The following is an 18,304-nucleotide window of genomic DNA, read 5'->3' as shown; positions in this document are numbered from 1 at the left end:
GCTTTTTATCGACTATCGCCCGCGAATCACATCTGAGCGCGATGTCGTGTACACCTTGTGGTACTCGTCGAAGTGCACGTTGAAAATGCCCTCTTCCGTCACGCCGCCCTCGCGCCACTTCCAGCTCCAGACGGTTTCCGGCTTCAACGGAAATACCGCGACCTGCCCAGGCTTGCCGAGCAGGCGCCGCACTTCCTCCTCGGTCATGCCCATGCGAATCTTCGCGAAGTTGGCAGCGGTCAGCACCTGCGTGATGGCCTGCAATTTACCGTCACGATCGATATCGACCATGTACGTGTTCATCCCTTGTGGACCGCGCGGATATTCAAAACGTTTCGAGCCGTCGGTAAACGTGTGCTCGGTTTCCGGCTTGCCCATCTGCTTGCGGATTTGCGCCTCGGTCGTGACGCCCGGCGTCATGTCCTTGAGTAACAGCGCATCCGGCTTGATGGCGTTGAAAATATCCTTGAGTTTCTGCACGGCGTGGTCGCTCTGTTGGTCGTCGCAGCCAGTCAGTGCAACGCACGCGGCCAGCAAGGCGACAGTAAGCAATTTGAGGCTCACAGCGAGTTTCCTGTATGGACGCAAGCGAACAATTCGCACGCATCCCGTTGTGTAGGGTGTCCACCAGCGGGACTCCCTTCGGGCGAGCTACAGGATAACTGCGTGCGCCAAAAACCGCGAGCGCCGACGCGCCCAAAGCGGGAGAGCGTCGGGAGGTAAGACATGCGGTGGATGGAGAAGGTAGCGGAAAAACCAGCGAGCGACGGCGCTAAAAGCAAAAAGGCGACGCTGTGCAAAGCGTCGCCGAGTCGGTCGATACGGTCAACCGGGAAAGTGAAGGCGGCCAAGAGAACCGCCTGAAGCGAGGCACCCCGGACGACGCGCAGCGGCCCGGTTCCGGGCAAAGCGGAAAGAGGCCTTGACCTCTGACCTTGCGCCGTCGCCGGAATGGCGAACCGCTGCTTGTGTGGCCGCCCTGGTCCCTCGATAAGCCTTCCAAGTGCAGTTAATCTAAACGCATTGCACGCTTTAGACGAGAGCGCGTTTACACCGAATCGGCAGATGATTTCGTGGCCGAACATCGGTCAGATCACACGGAAACCGTGCGTGCCGTCACGCGCAAGTTGCGCGACGAGGCCGTACTCCCATTCCAGATATGCGTTCATCGCCTCACGCGGATTGTCGGTGCCCTCATACGGGCGCCGGTAGCGGTCGATACGCGGCGAAGCCAGACGTGATTCACCGCTTTCGACAGGCAAGCCCGCTTCGATCCACGCGTTCGTCCCACCGCTTAGCACCTGCACCGGTTTGCCGGTCAATGCTGCCAGTTCGGGTGCGGCAAAGCGCGCGAGCAGACTGCTGCCGCAGGTGAGCACGTAACGCCTGGCATCGGGAAGCTTGCGCACCGCCTCGCCGAGCAGCGCGCGCACTGCGTACCACGCACCCGGAATATGACGCTTCACATAGGTTGCGCTCGTCGTGAAATCCAGCACGACGGTACCTGTCGACTGCAACAGCGTCGCCAGTTCGGCCGGTGTGATCTCATCGGCGGTGGGCGGTGTGGGCGCATAGCGAGCGGCCGGCGCGCTGCCCTGTTCGCTGAAATCGGCCACCGCCAGACCGTCGACGACATACACCTCCACATTCATCTGCGCGAGCCACGATGCGCTCATATTCGCCCGCACGCCGTCGTTGTCCGCGAGGATCACGCGCGCGCCGCGCACCGGCGCGAACATGTCGGTTTCCTGCACGAGCTGGCCGCCTGACGCGTTGCGAAACCCAGGCACATGCCCCGCTTCGTACTCCTCGGGTGTACGCACGTCGAAGCGATAGACGGTGCGCACCGCTTCGCCAGCCCAGCGACGCGCTTCGTCGCGCGACGTGCGGCCCACTTGTGCGCGGTCCGCCACGGCACGCGCGGCGGTCGCAGCGGCGAGTCGGGCCTGGTCGTCGATGCTCGGATCGAAGCGGCGCGAACTGCCATGGGCGAGCGCCTGCCCGGCCAGAGTCCAGCCGATCGTGCCATTGCGCAGCGCCGCGACGGGATTGGGCACACCCGCATTGATGAGCGACTGCGCGCCGATGATGCTGCGCGTGCGCCCCGCGCAATTGACGATGATGCGGGTCGCCGGGTCCGGCGCGAGTTGCCGCGCGCGCAGCACCAGTTCCGCGCCCGGCACGCTGATGCTGCCGGGAATATTCATGGTCTGGTATTCGTCGAAGCGGCGTGCATCGAGCACCACCACATCGGCCTCACGATCGAGCATGGCCTGCACCTGCGGCGCTTCGAGCGACGGCGTATGCCGCTCGCTTTCCACCAGTTCGCCAAAGGCCTTGCTCGGCACGTTGACGTCCTGAAACAGTTCGCCGCCGGCATCGCGCCAGCCCTGCAGACCGCCTTCGAGCAGTGCGACATTGGTATAGCCCAGCTCGCCCAGACGACGTGCAGCGCGTTCAGCGAATCCTTCGCCGGCATCGAATACGACGACCGGCACCGTGAGGCGTGGCAAGCGCACTGGCGCTTCCAGTTCGAGCTTCGATAACGACAGGTTGGCCGCAAAAAGCGGATGACTGCGAGCATGCGGATCTTCCTCGCGCACGTCGATGAGCGCGATTTCATCGTGGTCGAGCAGCGCCCGGCGCACGTCTTCGAATGATCGGGTACGGAATTCTTCAGCGACACTCATGAGAGTGATGGCTCCTTCTACACGTTCTGGATATCCGATGTGATGCGGTTCGAATAGGCAGAGGTGAGGTTCTTGCGATTTGCGGTTACCGCTGCGCGGTGGGGCGTGCTATTTATAAGCCTACGCAATTTCCGCGCCTTCAGTGGGGGAATGCGGTTTTTTTTGCCTTTGGCGGCGGCATTGTTTTGGTTGTGCCTACGGCGTTTGGTGTTTTCTTTTCTTATTGGTTTATTAGCGTTCCCCCTATGCGGGGGGGCACCTACTTTTCTTTGCCGGCCGCAAAGAAAAGTAGGCAAAAGAAAGCGGCTCAAACCGCCAACATTTAAGTGGGTCCCGTGGCTTGGAGGGGCTGGTGGTGCGATTAACGGATCACACCTCGGTCCATAAGCGCCTGTGACACAGCCGTCATCCGCTCCCACTCCGCACTTCGTGCGTCGCGGATGGGTCTGCCAGGGAAACCAGGGGCTTCGTTTGTGCGCGGTGGGGGCCGTCGGCTTCGCCTCGGCGAGGCGCCGAAATATACCGATGGTTTTGTGAAGTACCGCCCCGGCGCGCGCAGCGCCGCCGGAGGTATGACGGCCTGGTCACTCAGGCCAGAAGGTGCGCAGGCCCATTCTCTACGGAGCCACGACACCCTCCAAGCCAGGGGACCCACTTAAGAGTTGGCGGTTTGAGCCGCTTTCTTTTGCCTACTTTTCTTTGCGGCAGGCCGGCAAAGAAAAGTAGGTGCCCCCCCGCACAGGGGGAACGCTAATAAACCAATAAGAAGAGAAACAACCAAACGCCGTGAGCACACACCAAATAATGCCGCCGCAAAAGGCAAAAAAACCCCTAATCCCTTCCACAAACGTGGACATCCCCGCTGGATAAGCACAAAACCCAAACCTCAGCCAAAATGCCCCATCGCGCGAAAGCGCAAAAAACAGCGTATGAACAGACAATGATTCCCTTCTCGGTCCTCGACCTATCCCCCGTCACCGCAGGCGCCACCCCAGCAAATGCGTTCAAAAACACCCTGGACCTCGCGCAGCACGCAGAAAACTGGAACTATCACCGCTACTGGCTAGCGGAACACCACAACATGACCGGCATCGCGAGCGCGGCCACCTCCGTGGTGATCGGCTACGTCGCCGGCGGCACGCAAAAAATCCGCGTGGGCTCCGGCGGCATCATGCTCCCCAATCACGCTCCGCTCGTCATCGCGGAACAGTTCGGTACCCTCGCCTCGCTCTATCCGGACCGGATCGACCTGGGTCTCGGCCGTGCCCCAGGCACGGATCAAAGCACCGCCCGCGCGCTGCGCCGCGATCTGCAAAATAGCGCGGAGTCGTTCCCCGATGACGTCGTCGAGTTGCAACGCTATTTCGCCGATCCTGTGCCCGGTCAGCGCATTCGCGCAGTCCCCGGCGCGGGTCTGCATGTGCCGCTGTGGCTGCTCGGGTCGTCGCTCTTCAGCGCGCAACTCGCTGCGGCGCTCGGGCTGCCGTTCGCGTTCGCGTCGCACTTCGCGCCCGATCACATGCTCACGGCGCTGCGGCTCTATCGCGCACAATTCCGGCCGTCGGCAGCGCTCGATAAACCGTATGCCATGGTCGGCGTCAATCTGTTCGCGGCCGATACCACCGAACAGGCACACAGCCTCTTCACCTCGCTGCAGCAGCAATTCATCAATCTGCGGCGCGGTACGCCCGGCCTGTTGCAGCCGCCGGTCGAACGGCTCGAAGCCTCGGAGATGGAGTTGAACGGCGTCGCGCATTCGCTTGCATGCACGGTGCTCGGCGATCGCGATACCGTACGCGAAGGGCTGCTGTCGGTCATCGAACAGACCGGCGCGGATGAACTGATGCTCACCGCGCAAATCTACGATCACGCCGCCCGGCTGCGGTCGTTCGAAATCGCCGCACAGGTGCGCGAGGAACTGATCGGCGGCAAGTAACAAAAAGGGCGGCCAGTGGCCGCCCTGCTTCTTGCGGGTGAATTCACCACTCAGTGGTTTGCGGGCACCGCCGCCAGGCCGTCGAGCAGCGCCTTATGAAACGCTTGCGGATCCTGTATCTGTGGCGCGTGCCCCAAAGCGGCGAATTCGACGAGCGTGGCGTGCGGAATCGCCTTCGCGGCAGCTTTGCCCAATTCAGGGTAATGGCCGATCTTCGCCCGCACCTCCGGTGGCGAAACATCCTTGCCGATCGCAGTCGTGTCCTTCTGGCCAATCAGCAGCAATGTAGGCATGGTCAGATGACCCAGCTCATACACCACCGGCTGCGTGTAAATCATGTCGTCCAGCAGTGCGGAATTCCACGCCACAATCTGTTTGCCGGAACCACGGTACATGGCCGCCAGCATTTGCACCCACGGCTCATAGTCCGCGCGCCACTGGCCGGCGTAGTACGTCGTCTGCTCGTAGCGGCGGATGCTGTCAGCAGTGGTCTTCGACTCGCGCTCATACCACTGGTCGACCGATAGCGACGGCACACCTTTCGCCTTCCAGTCCTCGAGACCGATCGGGTCGACCAGCACCAGTTGCTGCGTCTCATGCGGATACATCAGCGCATAGCGGATCGCGAGCATGCCGCCGGTCGAATGGCCGATCATGGTCGCGTTGGTCACGCCCAGCGATTCGAGCAGCGCGTGCGTATTGCGCGCCAGTTGCTGAAAGCTGTATTGGTAATGCTCCGGCTTGCTCGATTTGCAAAAGCCGATCTGATCCGGCGCAATCACACGATAGCCAGCGTCGCTCAATTGATGAATCGTCGCGTCCCACGTCGCCGCGCAGAAGTTCTTGCCGTGCAGCAGCACAGCGGTGCGGCCATTCGGATGCTCCGGCTCGATATCCATGTACGCCATGTGCAACGCCACGCCCTGCGAGATGAAGTCGTACCGCTCGACCGGCGCGGGGTAGTTGAAACCCTGCAACTCGGGGCCGTACGCCGGACCGCCTGTGTCGGCAGCGGCTGACCTGCCCGTGACGCTGGCCGTGGTCTCGGCGAAAACACCCGGCGACGCTGCAAGCACGCAGGCGCTCAGGATGGCAGACAACGAACGGCGGGAAAGACTCATTGATGGTTTTCTTGCAAAAAGAAAGCAAAGGGAAGCTGCGGACATCCAGACGGCAGCCGGGCAGCACGCCCGCCCCGTCCAGCAGCCGCCGATTCTACGACGCGCCGCCGAACCTTGCTGCCGCCTGGGCACCGCATGGCGGCAGCGGCCGAATGGGCCTGGCGCGGTACCCGGCGGCAGTTGGCGGCAGCCGGCGACACGCCGTGGCACGCATATTGCGAAGCCTGACCGCTCGCGCTATGTGTCGTGGCGCACGGATGTCCGCCATTTGAGGGTTGATTGTGGACAAGATGGGCGCGCGTGCGCCAGCCGCGCAATTCAGATTAACCGCCCGTGCCAAATCGGTGCTAGAACTAGCAGACGGAGCCGCGAAGACGGACCCGCCTGGCAGCACGAAGCAATCGCGGACAGCAAACGGACAACACCATCCGGGGCATATAAACCAAGGAGACAGACATGGAAACTCCGGCAAGCCTGAACGATCTGCAACGCACGACCCTCGCCATTGTCCTCGCCGGTGGCCGCGGCACACGGCTCGGGCCGCTCACCAACAAACGCGTCAAGCCGGCGGTGCACTTCGGCGGCAAATACCGGATCATCGATTTCGCGCTGTCCAATTGTCTGAACTCTGGCATCCGTCGCATCGCGGTGGTCACGCAGTACAAGGCGCACTCACTGCTGCGCCATTTGCAGCGCGGCTGGAGCTTCCTGCGTGGCGAATTCGGCGAATTCATCGACCTGTGGCCGGCACAGCAACGCGTGGAAGGCGCCCACTGGTATCGCGGCACCGCGGATGCGGTGTTCCAGAACCTCGACATCATCCGCTCGATCCGGCCGAAATACGTGGTGGTGCTGGCGGGCGACCACATCTACAAGATGGACTACACGCGGATGATCGCCGATCACGCGGAAAGCGGCGCGGACTGCACGGTGGGCTGTATCGAGGTGGCGCGCATGGACGCGGTGGCCTTCGGCGTGATGCACGTCGATGAAAACCGCCGCGTGACCGGCTTTGTCGAAAAGCCCGCCGATCCGCCCTGCATTCCGGGCCGTCCCGATACGGCGCTCGCCAGTATGGGCATCTATGTATTCAGCGCGGACTACCTCTATTCGCTGCTCGAAGAGAACATTTCCAGTGTCGACACGGATCACGACTTCGGTAAGGACATCCTGCCGCGCGTGGTCACGCAAGGCACGGCGATCGCGCATCCGTTCAGCATGTCGTGCGTATCCTCGGACCCGAACGTGGAGCCCTACTGGCGCGATGTCGGCACGATCGACGCCTACTGGGCGGCCAATCTCGACCTCGCCTCCACCATTCCGACGCTTGATCTCTACGACCGCAACTGGCCGATCTGGACGTATCAGGAGCAATTGCCGCCGGCCAAGTTCGTGCGCGACCTGAAGGGCCTCCAGGGCACCGGCAATAACCTGATCGTTTGCGGCGGCTGCGTGATATCCGGGTCGCAGATTTCCCACTCGGTGCTGTCGTCGAATGTGAAAGTGAATTCGTTCTGTCATATCAGTGAGGCAGTCTTGTTGCCGCAGGTTACCGTGGCGCCCAGTTGCCGGCTGCAGAAAGTCGTGATCGACCGCGGCTGTAACATCCCGGAGGGCACGGTGATCGGCGAGGATCCGGTACTGGACGCCGAGCGCTTTTATCGCACGGACGACGGCGTCGTGCTGGTCACGCGCGAGGCGCTCAACCAGAAGTAGACCCATCCGGCCGTCAGTAAGCGGGGAAGGCGTTGGCGCGCCTTCGCCCGCGCCTGCCGGCGCCCTTGCGGAATCCGCCACTCAACAGCAATGAGCCAGAGCCCATGACGATTCGCGCCCTGCACGTCGCAAGCGAGCTGTATCCCCTCCTCAAGACGGGCGGTCTCGCCGACGTCGCGGGCGCGCTGCCGCCCGCGCTGATCGAGCGCGGCGCCGATGTGCGGGTGCTGCTGCCCGGCTTTCCAGCGGTGGTGGCCGGTCTCGCCAACCTGCGCACGGTGGCGCAACTGGGCCGCCGCTTCGATTCGCCGGGGGTGACGCTCGAACAGGGCACGCTGCCGTCCAACGGGCTGGTCGTCTACGTGATCCGTGCCGGCACGCTCTACGACCGGCCCGGCAACCCCTATCTGAACGACGAACACGTGCCGTACGGCGACAACGCGCAGCGTTTCGCCCTGCTCGGCTGGGTCGCCGCACAACTGGCGCAGCAGCTCGATCCGGCGTGGTCGCCGCAGATCGTTCACGCGCACGACTGGCATGCGGGGCTCGCGCCCGCCTATCTGAAAGCGGCCGAGCGCCAGCATGGCCGCCCGGTGGCGCATAGCGTCTTCACGGTACATAACCTCGCGTATCAGGGTATTTTTCCCGCCCAGCAATTCGGTCAACTGGCGCTGCCGGACGACTTCTTCAGCATGCACGGCATCGAGTTCTATGGGCAGTTGTCGTTTCTCAAGGCGGGGCTTTACTACAGCGACCGCATCACCACTGTCAGCCCCACCTATGCGCACGAAATCCAGACTCTCGCCCAGGGCGGTGGGCTCGACGCCTTGCTGCGCCATCGCTCGCACGATCTGAGCGGCATCCTGAACGGCGTCGATTACACGGTATGGTGTCCGGGCACCGACGCCCTGCTCCACGACCATTACACCGCCACCCGCCTCGCCGGCAAACTGGCGTGCAAGGAAGCGCTGCAAAAGCACTTCGGCCTCGCGCAAAAAAGCGACGCACTGCTGTTCGGCGTGGTGAGCCGCCTCACCGAACAGAAGGGACTCGACCTGCTGCTCGAGGCCGTACCCGAAATCGTCAAACGCGGTGGCCAACTGGTGGTGTTCGGCACCGGTGACCCGGCGCTCGAAAACGGTTTGAAACGGGTCGCGCATACGCATCCGGACTCGGTAGCGGTCGAACTGGGATTCGACGAAACGCTGGCGCATACCATCATTGCCGGCAGCGACGTGATCGCGGTGCCGTCGCGCTTCGAACCGTGCGGGCTGACTCAGCTCTACGCGCTGGCCTATGGCTCGCTGCCGCTCGTGCATTGCGTCGGCGGTCTGGCCGACACGGTGGTCGACGCATCGCTCGAAAATCTCGCCGACGATCTTGCCACCGGCTTCGTGTTCGAACGCTTCGAACCGAAGGGTCTCACCGCCGCGATCCGCCGCGCCTTCGCACTCTACGACCGCCGCACCGAATGGAAAGCCACGCAACGGCGCGCGATGCGCCAGGACTTCGGTTGGGGCGCCTCGGCGGAACGCTATCTCGCGCTGTATCGCGAACTCGTCTGATTGCATTTGCAAGTGCCGGCGCGATGGCACCAGAGCCGGCTAATCCGCGCTCACGCCTGGCATCTTCGCGCGGCCGGCGGTCCCGCTGAGCACCGCCCCGCACCACCTTGGGGCTCGATTCGTTTGATGGGTAGATGCAACAACACAGGGCCGGATCAACTCGGCCGCGGCAAACTCATGTATTGTTTCTTCACTATGCAGGCCGCGCATTTTCCTTGCGTCGTCTGAAGCAGTCATGCCGCAGCAGGCGCCCGGCTGAGGCCGGTCCGTCACCGCGGCGCACCCTTTCCGTTCACTCATCGCGCATGAAGGCTTGCGCGGGCGCAAACCATGACGAAGAACGTTCTGAGTATCCAGTCACATGTCGTTTTTGGGCATGCCGGCAATAGCGCGGCGGTGTTTCCAATGCGCCGTCTCGGCGTCAACGTCTGGCCGCTCAATACCGTGCAGTTCTCGAACCACACGCAATACGGCCATTGGACCGGTAGCGCGATCGACGCATCGCAGATGGAAGAGCTGGTCGAAGGAATCGGCGCGATCGGCATGCTGCCGCGTTGCGATGCGGTTCTGTCCGGCTATCTGGGCACTCCCGAGCAGGCTCAGTCGGTGCTGGAGATCGTCAAGGCCGTGAAGGCCGCCAATCCGCGCGCGTGGTACTTCTGCGACCCCGTCATGGGGGCCGCGAGCGGCTGCAACGTCGAACCGGGCATCCAGGAGTTTCTCGTGCGCACCATGCCGGAGATGGCTGACGCAATGGCGCCGAACCATACCGAACTGCAACGGCTGGCGGGCCGCGAGATCGAGACTCTGGAAGAGGCCGTCACGGCCTGCCGCGAGTTGATCGCCCGTGGGCCGAAGCTGGTGCTGGTCAAGCATCTGCTCGACCGCAACAGCCCTGCCGACCGCTTCAACATGCTGGTCGTCACCGAGCGCGAAGCATGGATGGGTCAGCGTCCGCTCTATCCGTTCGCACGCCAACCGGTCGGCGTCGGCGATCTGACGAGCGCGGTGTTTGTCGCCCGCACGTTGCTCGGCGATTCGATCCGGGCGGCCTTCGAGCACACGCTGGCCGCCGTGAACGCGGTAGTCAAGGCAACCTGGCAAGCCGGACGCTACGAACTGGAACTGGTGGCGGCGCAGAACGAAATCGCCCAGCCGCGCGAGTGGTTCGACGCCTGGGTGGCCGAAACGGCGTAGCTGGCGGGAGCGCCCACGCGCGGCGGCCGGCGCACGCTCCGCGTGCCTGTCAGCCGGCCGTCCTATAATGCGTGCCGCGTGGGCCAGGTGGCCGCCAGCCCGCAGCGCATTTTTCAGGCACCCGGCATTTAGCAGACGAGGCATTGATGGACGGTTATATCCGCAGCGAGCGGGAAGAATATTTTGAGCAGTTGTGCATCAGCGTCGACGCGGACGAGACGCATGAGCAGGAAGCGATCGAATACTTCGAGAACCAGTTCAACGAAGCGGACTTCGATCCCGCGCAGTGGCTCGATATCGCGCTCTACTACTCACCGGCGGTCGCGCGCGGCATTGTCGATATGGTGACGCCTGATGACAAGACGCGCAGCAATATCGCCGAAGTGATCGCCGATAACCTCGATATCTCCTACGGCGAAGACGAATGCCAGCAGTTCGCCGAGACGATCGAATTCGCGCTGAACAACGGCGTGCCGGTCGACCTCGATCTGGTTCTCGACGGCTGCCAGCGCGCAATAGACGATCTCGACACCTGGGCCGACGACGATACCAAGGCACCGCTACTGCGTCTGCGTGAAGAACTGCTACGTCAGCAAGGCGAGCATTGAAGGCCGTGCGTTAGCTTGCCGTTAGCCTGCTGATGGTTGTTGATGGTTAAAAGACGCATGTTTATCGGCGGCTGATTATCGGCGGCTGTTTATAGGCGCATTCGCGAGTCTCATCCCGCGGTGCGCCGAGCTATTGCACAACTCGCGCGCCCGCGCCGGTTGCCATAGGGGTTTCCCATCGCCCCTGATTCACACTCCTCGCCCCGCTTTTTTTGGCCTCCTTGCGGCGCCCGCGGTTCTTAAGCATGTGCAGCAATCCGCACCGGCGCGCAAGCACTGACAGGCCGCCGGGGAATGCGCTGCGCCGTCTATGCCGAAATGCTCATTCAAAGCGCCGTGAACTGCCAAGACGGCTGCAAATTGGCTTTCTATATTCGCGCCAGATAAATCGTTGCGCGCGCCAATGCGTGTATTCCAGCATTGTTTATGGTGACCGAACATCCGTAGTCTTGATGCCACGCGCAATGCGAACTGAGGCCTGTGCCTTTGCGCGTCGATCCAGCGTTACTGCCTTGCTGCTTTCACAACCTGAAACTGTCGATGGAGAGAGAGACCATGAGTCTTCGTAACACGCTGAAACCACTTGCTCTGATTGCCGGCGCCGTCTTCGCGATTGCGCCGCTGGCCAGTTTCGCTGACGACTTACCCGTGAAGATTGGCTTTGCCGCGCCGATGACGGGCGCCAACGCCGGCTACGGCAAAGATCTGGAAAACGGCGTACGGCTCGCGGTCGAGGAAGCCAACGCGCAGAAGATCAAGATCGGCGACAAGGTCGCGCAATTCCAGCTCGTCTCGGAGGACGACCAGGCTGACCCTCGCATTGGCGTGCAGGCCGCGCAGAAGCTGGTTGATCAGGGTGTATCGGCGGTGGTCGGCCACTTCAATTCCGGCACGACGATTCCTGCCTCGCAGATATACGAACAGGCTGGCATTCCAGTGATCGACCCGGCCGCGACCAATCCGATCATTACCGGGCGTGGCTTCGCGAACACCTTCATGGTGATTTCCACCGATGCGCAGAACGCCGGCAATGCGGGCGTGTATGCCGTTGAGGTGACGAAGGCTAAACGCATTGCGATCATCGACGACCGTACTGCGTTCGGCCAGGGCGAGGCAGACGAGTTCGAGAAGGCTGTGAAGGCGCACGGCGGCACCATTGTGACGCGTGAATACACTGACAATCACGCGGTGGATTTCAGCACGCAGTTGACCAAGATCAAGTCGACCAATGCGGATCTGATTTTCTTCGGCGGACTGGACACGCAGGCTGCGGGCTTTGCGAAGCGCATGAAGCAGTTGGGGATGAACGCCCAACTGGTGGGCGGCGGTGGCGTGATGGATCCTGAATTTATCAAGCTTGCCGGCGATTCCGCTGAGGGTGTGATGGCGTGGGAGTATGGGCGGCCGTTGGCCCAGCTGCCTGGCGGGAAGGATTTTTCAGCCAGGTTCAAGAAACGGTTTGGTGTGGATATTCTGTCGTATGCGCCGTTTGGATATGACGGGGCCTGGGCGGCGATTAAGGCTATGCAGCAGGCCAAGTCCAGTTCGCCGGCGGTTTATCGGCCTGTGCTGAAGGCTATTGATTTTGACGGGGTGACCGGGAAAATTTCCTTTGATAGCACTGGGGCGTTGAAGAGTGGGTCTTCGACCCTGTACCAGGTTAAGGGCGGGAATTGGGTTCCTGTTGTTACCAAGAGTGGCACGTAAGGTTTGCGCGTAGCGCTGGATGGGGTTTTTGCCTTTTCCGGCGGCATTATTTTGGTTGTGCCTACGGCGGTTGGTGCTTCTTTTCTTATTGGTTTATTAGCGTTCCCCCTGTGCGGGGGGGCACCTACTTTTCTTTGCCGCCGCAAAGAAAAGTAGGCAAAAGAAAGCGGCTCACACCGCCAATTCTTAAGCGGGTCCCCTAGCTTGGAGGGTGTCGTGGCTCCGTAGAGAATGGGCCTGCGCACCTTCTGGCCGGAGTGACCAGGCCGTCATACCTCCGGCGGCGCTGCGCGCGCCGGGGCGGTACTTCACAAAACCATCGGTATATTTCGGCGCCTCGCCGAGGCGAAGCCAATGGCCCCCACCGCGCGCAAACGAAGCCCCTGGTTTCCCTGGTGGACCCATCCGCGACGCACGTAGTGCGGAGTGGGAGCGAATGACGGCTGTGTCACAGATCGTTATGGACCGAGGTGTGATCCGTTAATCGGACCACCAGCCCCTCCAAGCCAGGGGACCCACTTAAATGTTGGCGGTTTGAGCCGCTTTCTTTTGCCTACTTTTCTTTGCGGCGGCAAAGAAAAGTAGGTGCCCCCCCGCACAGGGGGAACGCTAATAAACCAATAACAAAAGAAACAACCAACGCCGTAGGCACAACCACAAATGCCGCCACCAAAGACAAAACCACTATCTACTTCTAACAACAACCTCAGAGTCGAGATCCCTCTCGATCCGAACCAACTCCCCCCTCACGCGAGTGAACTGTTCCGCAGAACACATCTGATGCCCAAACGAGGCCCGCAGGTGCCGCCTAACCTGCAGTATCCTCAGAACAGGATCAAACACATACCGCGAGGAAAAATCAAAAACCCCATCCTTCACCGCCGCATCAGGCGGCAAATCCACCACTCGCGCAAAAGCTGGCAACCTCATCTCCAGGGTCTCATCGAACTCCCCTCCAATACATGCCCACGGCTGTGTCCTCACCGGCTCTGCCAGCCAGGCCTGCACCTGGCTCCCCATCCCGCCCGACAAACTCGTCAAGGCCGGCACCGCCGTCGTCCCATCGGTCCAGATAAAATGTTCCACCCTGCCCTGCATCGAAGTGGAAAACGCACCCTCCATCGCAGTTACATCACCAGTGCGCACTTGCGCCGTCCCATGCAGTCCCGTCTGCAACAGACGATTCCCCGCAATCTGCTGCGTGCGCTGCCGGGTCGCCCGCCGGAACATGTTGCGCTCCAACTCGGCTGTCCAGCCGGCATCCTCGACACGGTAGGCGTAATTCGCCGTGCCACTTTCTTCGATGTCAATCTGCAGGCGCGCAGTCCGCTCGCGCAATTGAGTGGCCGGTGTCCGCGACAGCATGCCGTCATCGACCAGCAACACCGGCCGATCCATTACGCTCGGCGGTAAATAGCCAAAAGCCACTCCGCCCGCGGTCGTGTCGGCGTATATCGACAAATCAGGAATCCAGATGATTGCGTGATTGATCGCACTATCGCCATACCCTGGCACGTCCGGCAAACTATAGTAGGGGCCAAGATTGAGCAGCACGGCTTCGCTGCGGATGCCGACCGCCGCCAATAGCGCGCTGTACAGCGCAACATGATCCTTGCAGTCGCCATAACGGTTGCGCAGGATGTCGATCGCCTTGTGCGGGATCGCCGCCGTCTCGCCAAGAAACAACGCCACATAGCGAATATTCAAACGCATCCAGTTGTACAGCGCCTGCGCCTTCGCGCGCGCGTCGGTCGCCTGGCCGGTCAGACTCTGCGCGAGCTGGACGATCGCAGGATCGCTCATGGTTGCGTCGACCGCAGGTCCGCGATAACGCGCGGCGAAGCTCGAAAAGTCGGGCACCGTCGACACCATCAGGCGGTCGCCCCAATTCGCATATCCAACCGCACCCACTTCGAGCGGCGCGTAGGGGCCGTGCTGGTAGTCGAATTCGTAGCGGGTTCGGCCGTTTTCGGTGACGGGCGGTTGCGCGACGTAGCCGCGCGCGTCGGCATAGAGCGGCACGTCCGCGGGAAGATCGAAGATCAGACGCTGCATCTCGACGGGCTCGCGGGTCGGCTCGACCAGGTACGCGAAAGTGCCGGCCTGCAAGGCTCGCGTGCGGGTCTTTCGAAACGCCAGATGCACGCGCGCGCCAGGCTCGACGCCCGGAAAGATCACCGTGCGCAACACACCGTCTTCGAAACTCGGCGCACCCGCGGAGCGCGGCTCCTGCACGTCGCGGATCGCCTCGGGACCGACCGGGTGCGCGACGCCGTTCCGATCGATCGTTTCCGCCGTCAGCAATTGCACCTGCTCGATATCCTTGTTGAACCACACATAGCGCTGCGCGATATCATCGACGCCGCTTGTGGTGTTGGCCCGCAGGATCGTGTCGTCGTGTTCCTCGATCGAGCCGTCTCTCTGGATCACGAAAAAGTGAACGTCGCGCTCCATCGTCGAAGGCGCGAGGTCGTCGGCGGAGGTGCTGTCTTCGGCACGCGCTGAACCGAGCGAGCAGGCGACCCACGCTAACGCAGCGGCCAGTCTGATGAACGCGCCGCAACGCGTCATGCGAGGCGCGCCCGTTGCGCGAGTGCCTGCGGCTGTGTGGCGGCGATTTTCCCCAAGATGCACCTCGGCTGAGTCCGTATTCTGGTTTTAACACATTGGCGGCTGGCGCGGTTTTGCGGTTTCTGCCGATGTCATTTTTCGATTGAGCGCCGGCGTGGTGGTATTTAATCTGTGCGCCTACGGCGTTTTCCTTGTTCTGGCTTTTTGGGCCTTTCCTTGCATTCTTATTGGTTTATTAGCGTTCCCCCTGTGCGGGGGGGGCACCTACTTTTCTTTGCCTGCCGCAAAGAAAAGTAGGCAAAAGAAAGCGGCTCCAATGAACTGACCCCGCAAAGTTGGACAGTTTGCGTTCAGGTTTGAGAGGGCTGGGTTCTGTACATCACAGGACTCAGCCCGTTTAGTTTCAGCTTGATGCGTGTGTGGTTGTAGTAGTGAATGTATTGTCTGATGCCAGCCTTCAACTCGTCGATACTTTCAAACCTGCTCAGCCGGAAGAACTCCGCCTTGAGCGTGCCAAAGAAGCTTTCCATTGCCGCATTGTCGTAGCAGTTTGCCTTGCGCGACATGCTCTGCGTCAGGCCGTGTTGATCCAGCAGCCGTCGATAAGCAGGCATCTGGTACTGCCAGCCTTGGTCCGAATGCAGCAGCGGGGTCTCCTGAGGACCAAGCTTTGCCAGCGCTTTTTTCAGCATGCCGCTGACCAGATCGAAGACCGGTCGCGTGTTCATCTGATAAGCCACGATCTCGCCGTTATACAGATCCATGACCGGTGACAGATACAGCTTCTGCCCCAGCACGTTGAACTCCGTCACGTCCGTCACCCACTTCTGATTGGGCTGCTGTGCGCTGAACTCGCGGTTTAACAGGTTCGGCGCAATACGCCCGACTTCGCCGCGCCATGAGCGGTATTTCTTTGCGCGCACCAGCGATTTCAGTTTCAGTTGTCCCATCAGACGTTGCACCGTCTTGTGGTTCACGCTCTGGCCCGCCTGCCGGATCGCCGCCGTGATGCGCCGGTAGCCATAACGGCCCTTGTGGCGTTCATACACAGTCTTGATGCGGGTTTTGAGGTCCTTGTGCCGCTCACCGGCATCCGGCACGCTCAACTGGTAGTAGAACGTGCTGCGCGCCAGACCCGCTGCCTTGAGCAAAGCGGGCATCGGATGGTGCTGCCGGAGCTCCTGCACTATTTGCGCTTTTTCTTTTGCGCGCCCTGCTTCTTCGCCTGAAGCAGGGCATCGAGCTTTTTTAGATAGGCCACCTCCGCGCGCAGGTACTCGTTTTCCTTGAGCAACTGCTCACGCGTGCGCTTATCTGGCGCACTGACTTCGGTTGGCTTTTCAGGAACTGGCTGGGTCATTGTTTTGCGGCGCCCTCGTGGACGAGGCGCCAGTGCGTCGATACCGCCATCATGATACCGGCGTTCCCATTGCGCTATGCAGCCCGGACTGCGGATGTCGAACACCGCAGCCACCTGCCGGTATGGCAAATTCTTCTGCCACATGTGCATGAGTACCGACATCCTGAACTGCGCGTCATAGTGACTGAATTTCTTGCGCAGTCCGTCCCGTCCATGTTGCTCGTAGGCCGCAATCCAGAGCTGCAAAACCGAGCGGCTCACTCCGTACCGCTTTGCAAGTACCTCGACACCAGCCGAACCGGTCACGTACTGCTTCACCAGTTTCAGCTTTAACTGCTCACTGTACTTGGCCATGAAAAACACCCCAAAGGTTGGATCGGTGTCCAACTTTTGGGGTGCAGTTCACAACCGCTAATTTTTAAGCGGCTCCCCTGGCTTGGAGGGGATCGTGGCCCCGTAGAGATTGGGCCTGCGCACCTTCTGACCTGTGTGACAAGGCCGTCATGCTTCCGGCGGCGCTGCGCGCGCCGATGCGGTACTTCATCAAACCACTGGTGTGTTTCGGCGCCTCGCCGAGGCGAAGCCGATGGCCCCCCGACCACGCACAAACGAAGCACCCGGTTTCCGTAGTGGACCCAACCGCGACGCACGTAGTGCGGAGTGGGAGCGGATGACGGCTGTGTCACGGGCGGTTACCGACCGAGGTGTGATCCGTTAATCGGACCACCAGCCCCTCCAAGCCAGGGGAGCCGCTTAAAAGTTAGCGGTGTGAGCCGCTTTCTTTTGCCTACTTTTCTTTGCGGCGGCAAAGAAAAGTAGGTGCCCCCCCGCACAGGGGAACACTAATAAACCAGCAAGAAAACAAGGAAAGGCCAACGCCGCAGGCACAAGGAAATGCCGCCGCAAAAGGCAAAAAAACTACCCACCGCTACGCGCAACAAAACCCCATTATTCATTCTCCCCAATCTGCCCAAGCAGTGCCTGCAACTTCTCCACATGCCTTAACAACAAATGCCGATGTTTTTCAATCTGCTCTAGCCGACCCACGAGGTCGGCCTGAATCGGGTTGTCCAGATCGGCGGCGGCAATCACCTCTTCCACTTTGGCGCGCATCGACACCAACTCCACCGGCGCATGATTCAAATGCCGCTCGAAGCGCCGCACATCCTGAATCGCCAGATCGCGGACCTTCCGAAAGTGCGCCTGCCGCCGATGTGCCTCAGCATCGAGTATTTCCTCTTCCACTCGCCTCGCCGGCCCCGTCTGGCCAAAAATCGGCTCCGGTGGCCGCAGCACCGTTTTCTTCCGCACTGGATGCGCCGTGCCACGAAAACGCGCGAGCGGTTGTTCGTTGTCAATCGCCTCGCGCGCGTTGGCGGGAATATCCTGCTCGACATGCGCCGTGTTCATCCAGCCATTCGGCAAACCCGTGACCGCCTCGATACCGCGCACGAACTCCTCGCTGAATTCGCGCTGACCGGACAGCATCAACTTCAGGTAGCTCGCGGAAAAAGTCATCATGCGCGCGAGACGGGTCGCCGCGCCGACCTCGCGGGTCAGTAGCACCAGGTTCGCTCGCCAGATCGGCAGCAGCAATTCGTCGGAATCTTCCATCGCTGGGTCTTCCATCTTTTTTGCCCCATGTCTCGATGACGTATTCACACGCGTCATCGTTCTGAAAGGGTAGCCGCTTCACTGTATGGCGCGCAATGCCGATGCGCACTTCTGGCGGCAGTCGACGTGTCGAAATTACACGCGATCACGCATTGTCAACACAGTAAAACGGGGTACGAAGGTGCATGTTCGCATAGACACAACCATCCGCCACGCGTT

General features: G+C 61.2%; 12 protein-coding genes. 6 read left to right on the top strand and 6 right to left on the bottom strand.

From position 1 onward, the window contains the following. Positions 1–12: 12 nt before the first annotated feature. Positions 13–564, bottom strand: coding sequence for an outer membrane protein assembly factor BamE domain-containing protein (bamE, locus tag PQR27_RS05975; protein WP_408522795.1), 552 nt, complete (start codon positions 562–564; stop codon positions 13–15). Between the two features lie 524 nt (positions 565–1,088). Continuing rightward, positions 1,089–2,690 carry a rhodanese-related sulfurtransferase gene (locus PQR27_RS05970; protein ID WP_408522794.1) on the bottom strand — a complete coding sequence of 534 codons (1,602 nt, stop codon included), beginning with the start codon at positions 2,688–2,690 and terminating at the stop codon, positions 1,089–1,091. Between the two features lie 940 nt (positions 2,691–3,630). Between PQR27_RS05970 and PQR27_RS05965 the strand changes: the two genes are divergently transcribed. Next, positions 3,631–4,626, top strand: coding sequence for an LLM class flavin-dependent oxidoreductase (locus PQR27_RS05965; RefSeq protein WP_408522793.1), 996 nt, complete (start codon positions 3,631–3,633; stop codon positions 4,624–4,626). Positions 4,627–4,676: 50 nt separating this feature from the next. Here the strand turns inward: PQR27_RS05965 and PQR27_RS05960 are convergent, their stop codons facing one another. Then, a complete protein-coding gene (locus PQR27_RS05960; RefSeq protein WP_408522792.1) occupies positions 4,677–5,747 on the bottom strand; it encodes an alpha/beta fold hydrolase in 1,071 nt (356 codons plus the stop codon). A 456-nt stretch (positions 5,748–6,203) separates the two neighbouring features. Between PQR27_RS05960 and glgC the strand changes: the two genes are divergently transcribed. The 5 genes from glgC to PQR27_RS05935 all read left to right on the top strand — a co-directional run bounded on the left by glgC (position 6,204) and on the right by PQR27_RS05935 (position 12,540). After that, the gene (glgC, locus tag PQR27_RS05955; RefSeq protein ID WP_408522791.1) at positions 6,204–7,463 is read left to right on the top strand and encodes a glucose-1-phosphate adenylyltransferase; all 1,260 of its coding nucleotides are present in this window, start codon (positions 6,204–6,206) and stop codon (positions 7,461–7,463) included. A gap of 104 nt (positions 7,464–7,567) precedes the next feature. Continuing rightward, the gene (gene glgA / locus PQR27_RS05950; protein ID WP_408522790.1) at positions 7,568–9,028 is read left to right on the top strand and encodes a glycogen synthase GlgA; all 1,461 of its coding nucleotides are present in this window, start codon (positions 7,568–7,570) and stop codon (positions 9,026–9,028) included. 330 nt (positions 9,029–9,358) lie between these two features. Beyond that, on the top strand, positions 9,359–10,225 hold the full coding sequence (gene pdxY / locus PQR27_RS05945) for a pyridoxal kinase PdxY (protein ID WP_408522789.1): 867 nt from the start codon (positions 9,359–9,361) through the stop codon (positions 10,223–10,225). A gap of 146 nt (positions 10,226–10,371) precedes the next feature. Then, positions 10,372–10,833, top strand: a complete 462-nt coding sequence (locus PQR27_RS05940) for a hypothetical protein (protein WP_408522788.1) — start codon at positions 10,372–10,374, stop codon at positions 10,831–10,833. Positions 10,834–11,388: 555 nt separating this feature from the next. Next, complete coding sequence (locus tag PQR27_RS05935) at positions 11,389–12,540, top strand: branched-chain amino acid ABC transporter substrate-binding protein (protein WP_408522787.1); 1,152 nt, start codon at positions 11,389–11,391, stop codon at positions 12,538–12,540. 684 nt (positions 12,541–13,224) lie between these two features. Here the strand turns inward: PQR27_RS05935 and PQR27_RS05930 are convergent. The 3 genes from PQR27_RS05930 to PQR27_RS05920 all read right to left on the bottom strand — a co-directional run bounded on the left by PQR27_RS05930 (position 13,225) and on the right by PQR27_RS05920 (position 18,085). Next, positions 13,225–15,111, bottom strand: coding sequence for a DUF3857 domain-containing transglutaminase family protein (locus PQR27_RS05930; protein ID WP_408522786.1), 1,887 nt, complete (start codon positions 15,109–15,111; stop codon positions 13,225–13,227). Between the two features lie 350 nt (positions 15,112–15,461). Further along, positions 15,462–16,825 (bottom strand): IS3 family transposase gene (locus tag PQR27_RS05925; RefSeq protein WP_408522330.1). Its coding sequence is split into 2 segments (ribosomal slippage): positions 15,462–16,363 and positions 16,363–16,825, totalling 1,365 coding nucleotides; the frame shifts between segments, so codons are not numbered across the junction. Positions 16,826–17,419: 594 nt separating this feature from the next. Further along, on the bottom strand, positions 17,420–18,085 hold the full coding sequence (locus PQR27_RS05920) for a hypothetical protein (RefSeq protein WP_408522785.1): 666 nt from the start codon (positions 18,083–18,085) through the stop codon (positions 17,420–17,422). Positions 18,086–18,304 lie beyond the last annotated feature (219 nt).

The sequence above is a fragment of the Paraburkholderia fungorum genome, assembly GCF_046027215.1.
In the GTDB taxonomy this organism is placed as follows: Bacteria; Pseudomonadota; Gammaproteobacteria; order Burkholderiales; family Burkholderiaceae; genus Paraburkholderia; species Paraburkholderia fungorum_D.
This window is presented reverse-complemented; position numbering and strand designations above follow the sequence as displayed.

Bases quoted from the DNA above. Each gene is read 5' to 3' on its own strand.
- PQR27_RS05965 (WP_408522793.1), top strand. From the start codon at position 3,631: ATGATTCCCTTCTCGGTCCTCGACCTATCCCCCGTCACCGCAGGCGCC.
- glgA (WP_408522790.1), top strand. From the start codon at position 7,568: ATGACGATTCGCGCCCTGCACGTCGCAAGCGAGCTGTATCCCCTCCTC.
- glgC (WP_408522791.1), top strand. From the start codon at position 6,204: ATGGAAACTCCGGCAAGCCTGAACGATCTGCAACGCACGACCCTCGCC.
- PQR27_RS05940 (WP_408522788.1), top strand. From the start codon at position 10,372: ATGGACGGTTATATCCGCAGCGAGCGGGAAGAATATTTTGAGCAGTTG.
- PQR27_RS05960 (WP_408522792.1), bottom strand. From the start codon at position 5,747: ATGAGTCTTTCCCGCCGTTCGTTGTCTGCCATCCTGAGCGCCTGCGTG.
- pdxY (WP_408522789.1), top strand. From the start codon at position 9,359: ATGACGAAGAACGTTCTGAGTATCCAGTCACATGTCGTTTTTGGGCAT.
- PQR27_RS05935 (WP_408522787.1), top strand. From the start codon at position 11,389: ATGAGTCTTCGTAACACGCTGAAACCACTTGCTCTGATTGCCGGCGCC.
- PQR27_RS05930 (WP_408522786.1), bottom strand. From the start codon at position 15,111: ATGACGCGTTGCGGCGCGTTCATCAGACTGGCCGCTGCGTTAGCGTGG.
- PQR27_RS05920 (WP_408522785.1), bottom strand. From the start codon at position 18,085: ATGGAAGATTCCGACGAATTGCTGCTGCCGATCTGGCGAGCGAACCTG.
- PQR27_RS05970 (WP_408522794.1), bottom strand. From the start codon at position 2,690: ATGAGTGTCGCTGAAGAATTCCGTACCCGATCATTCGAAGACGTGCGC.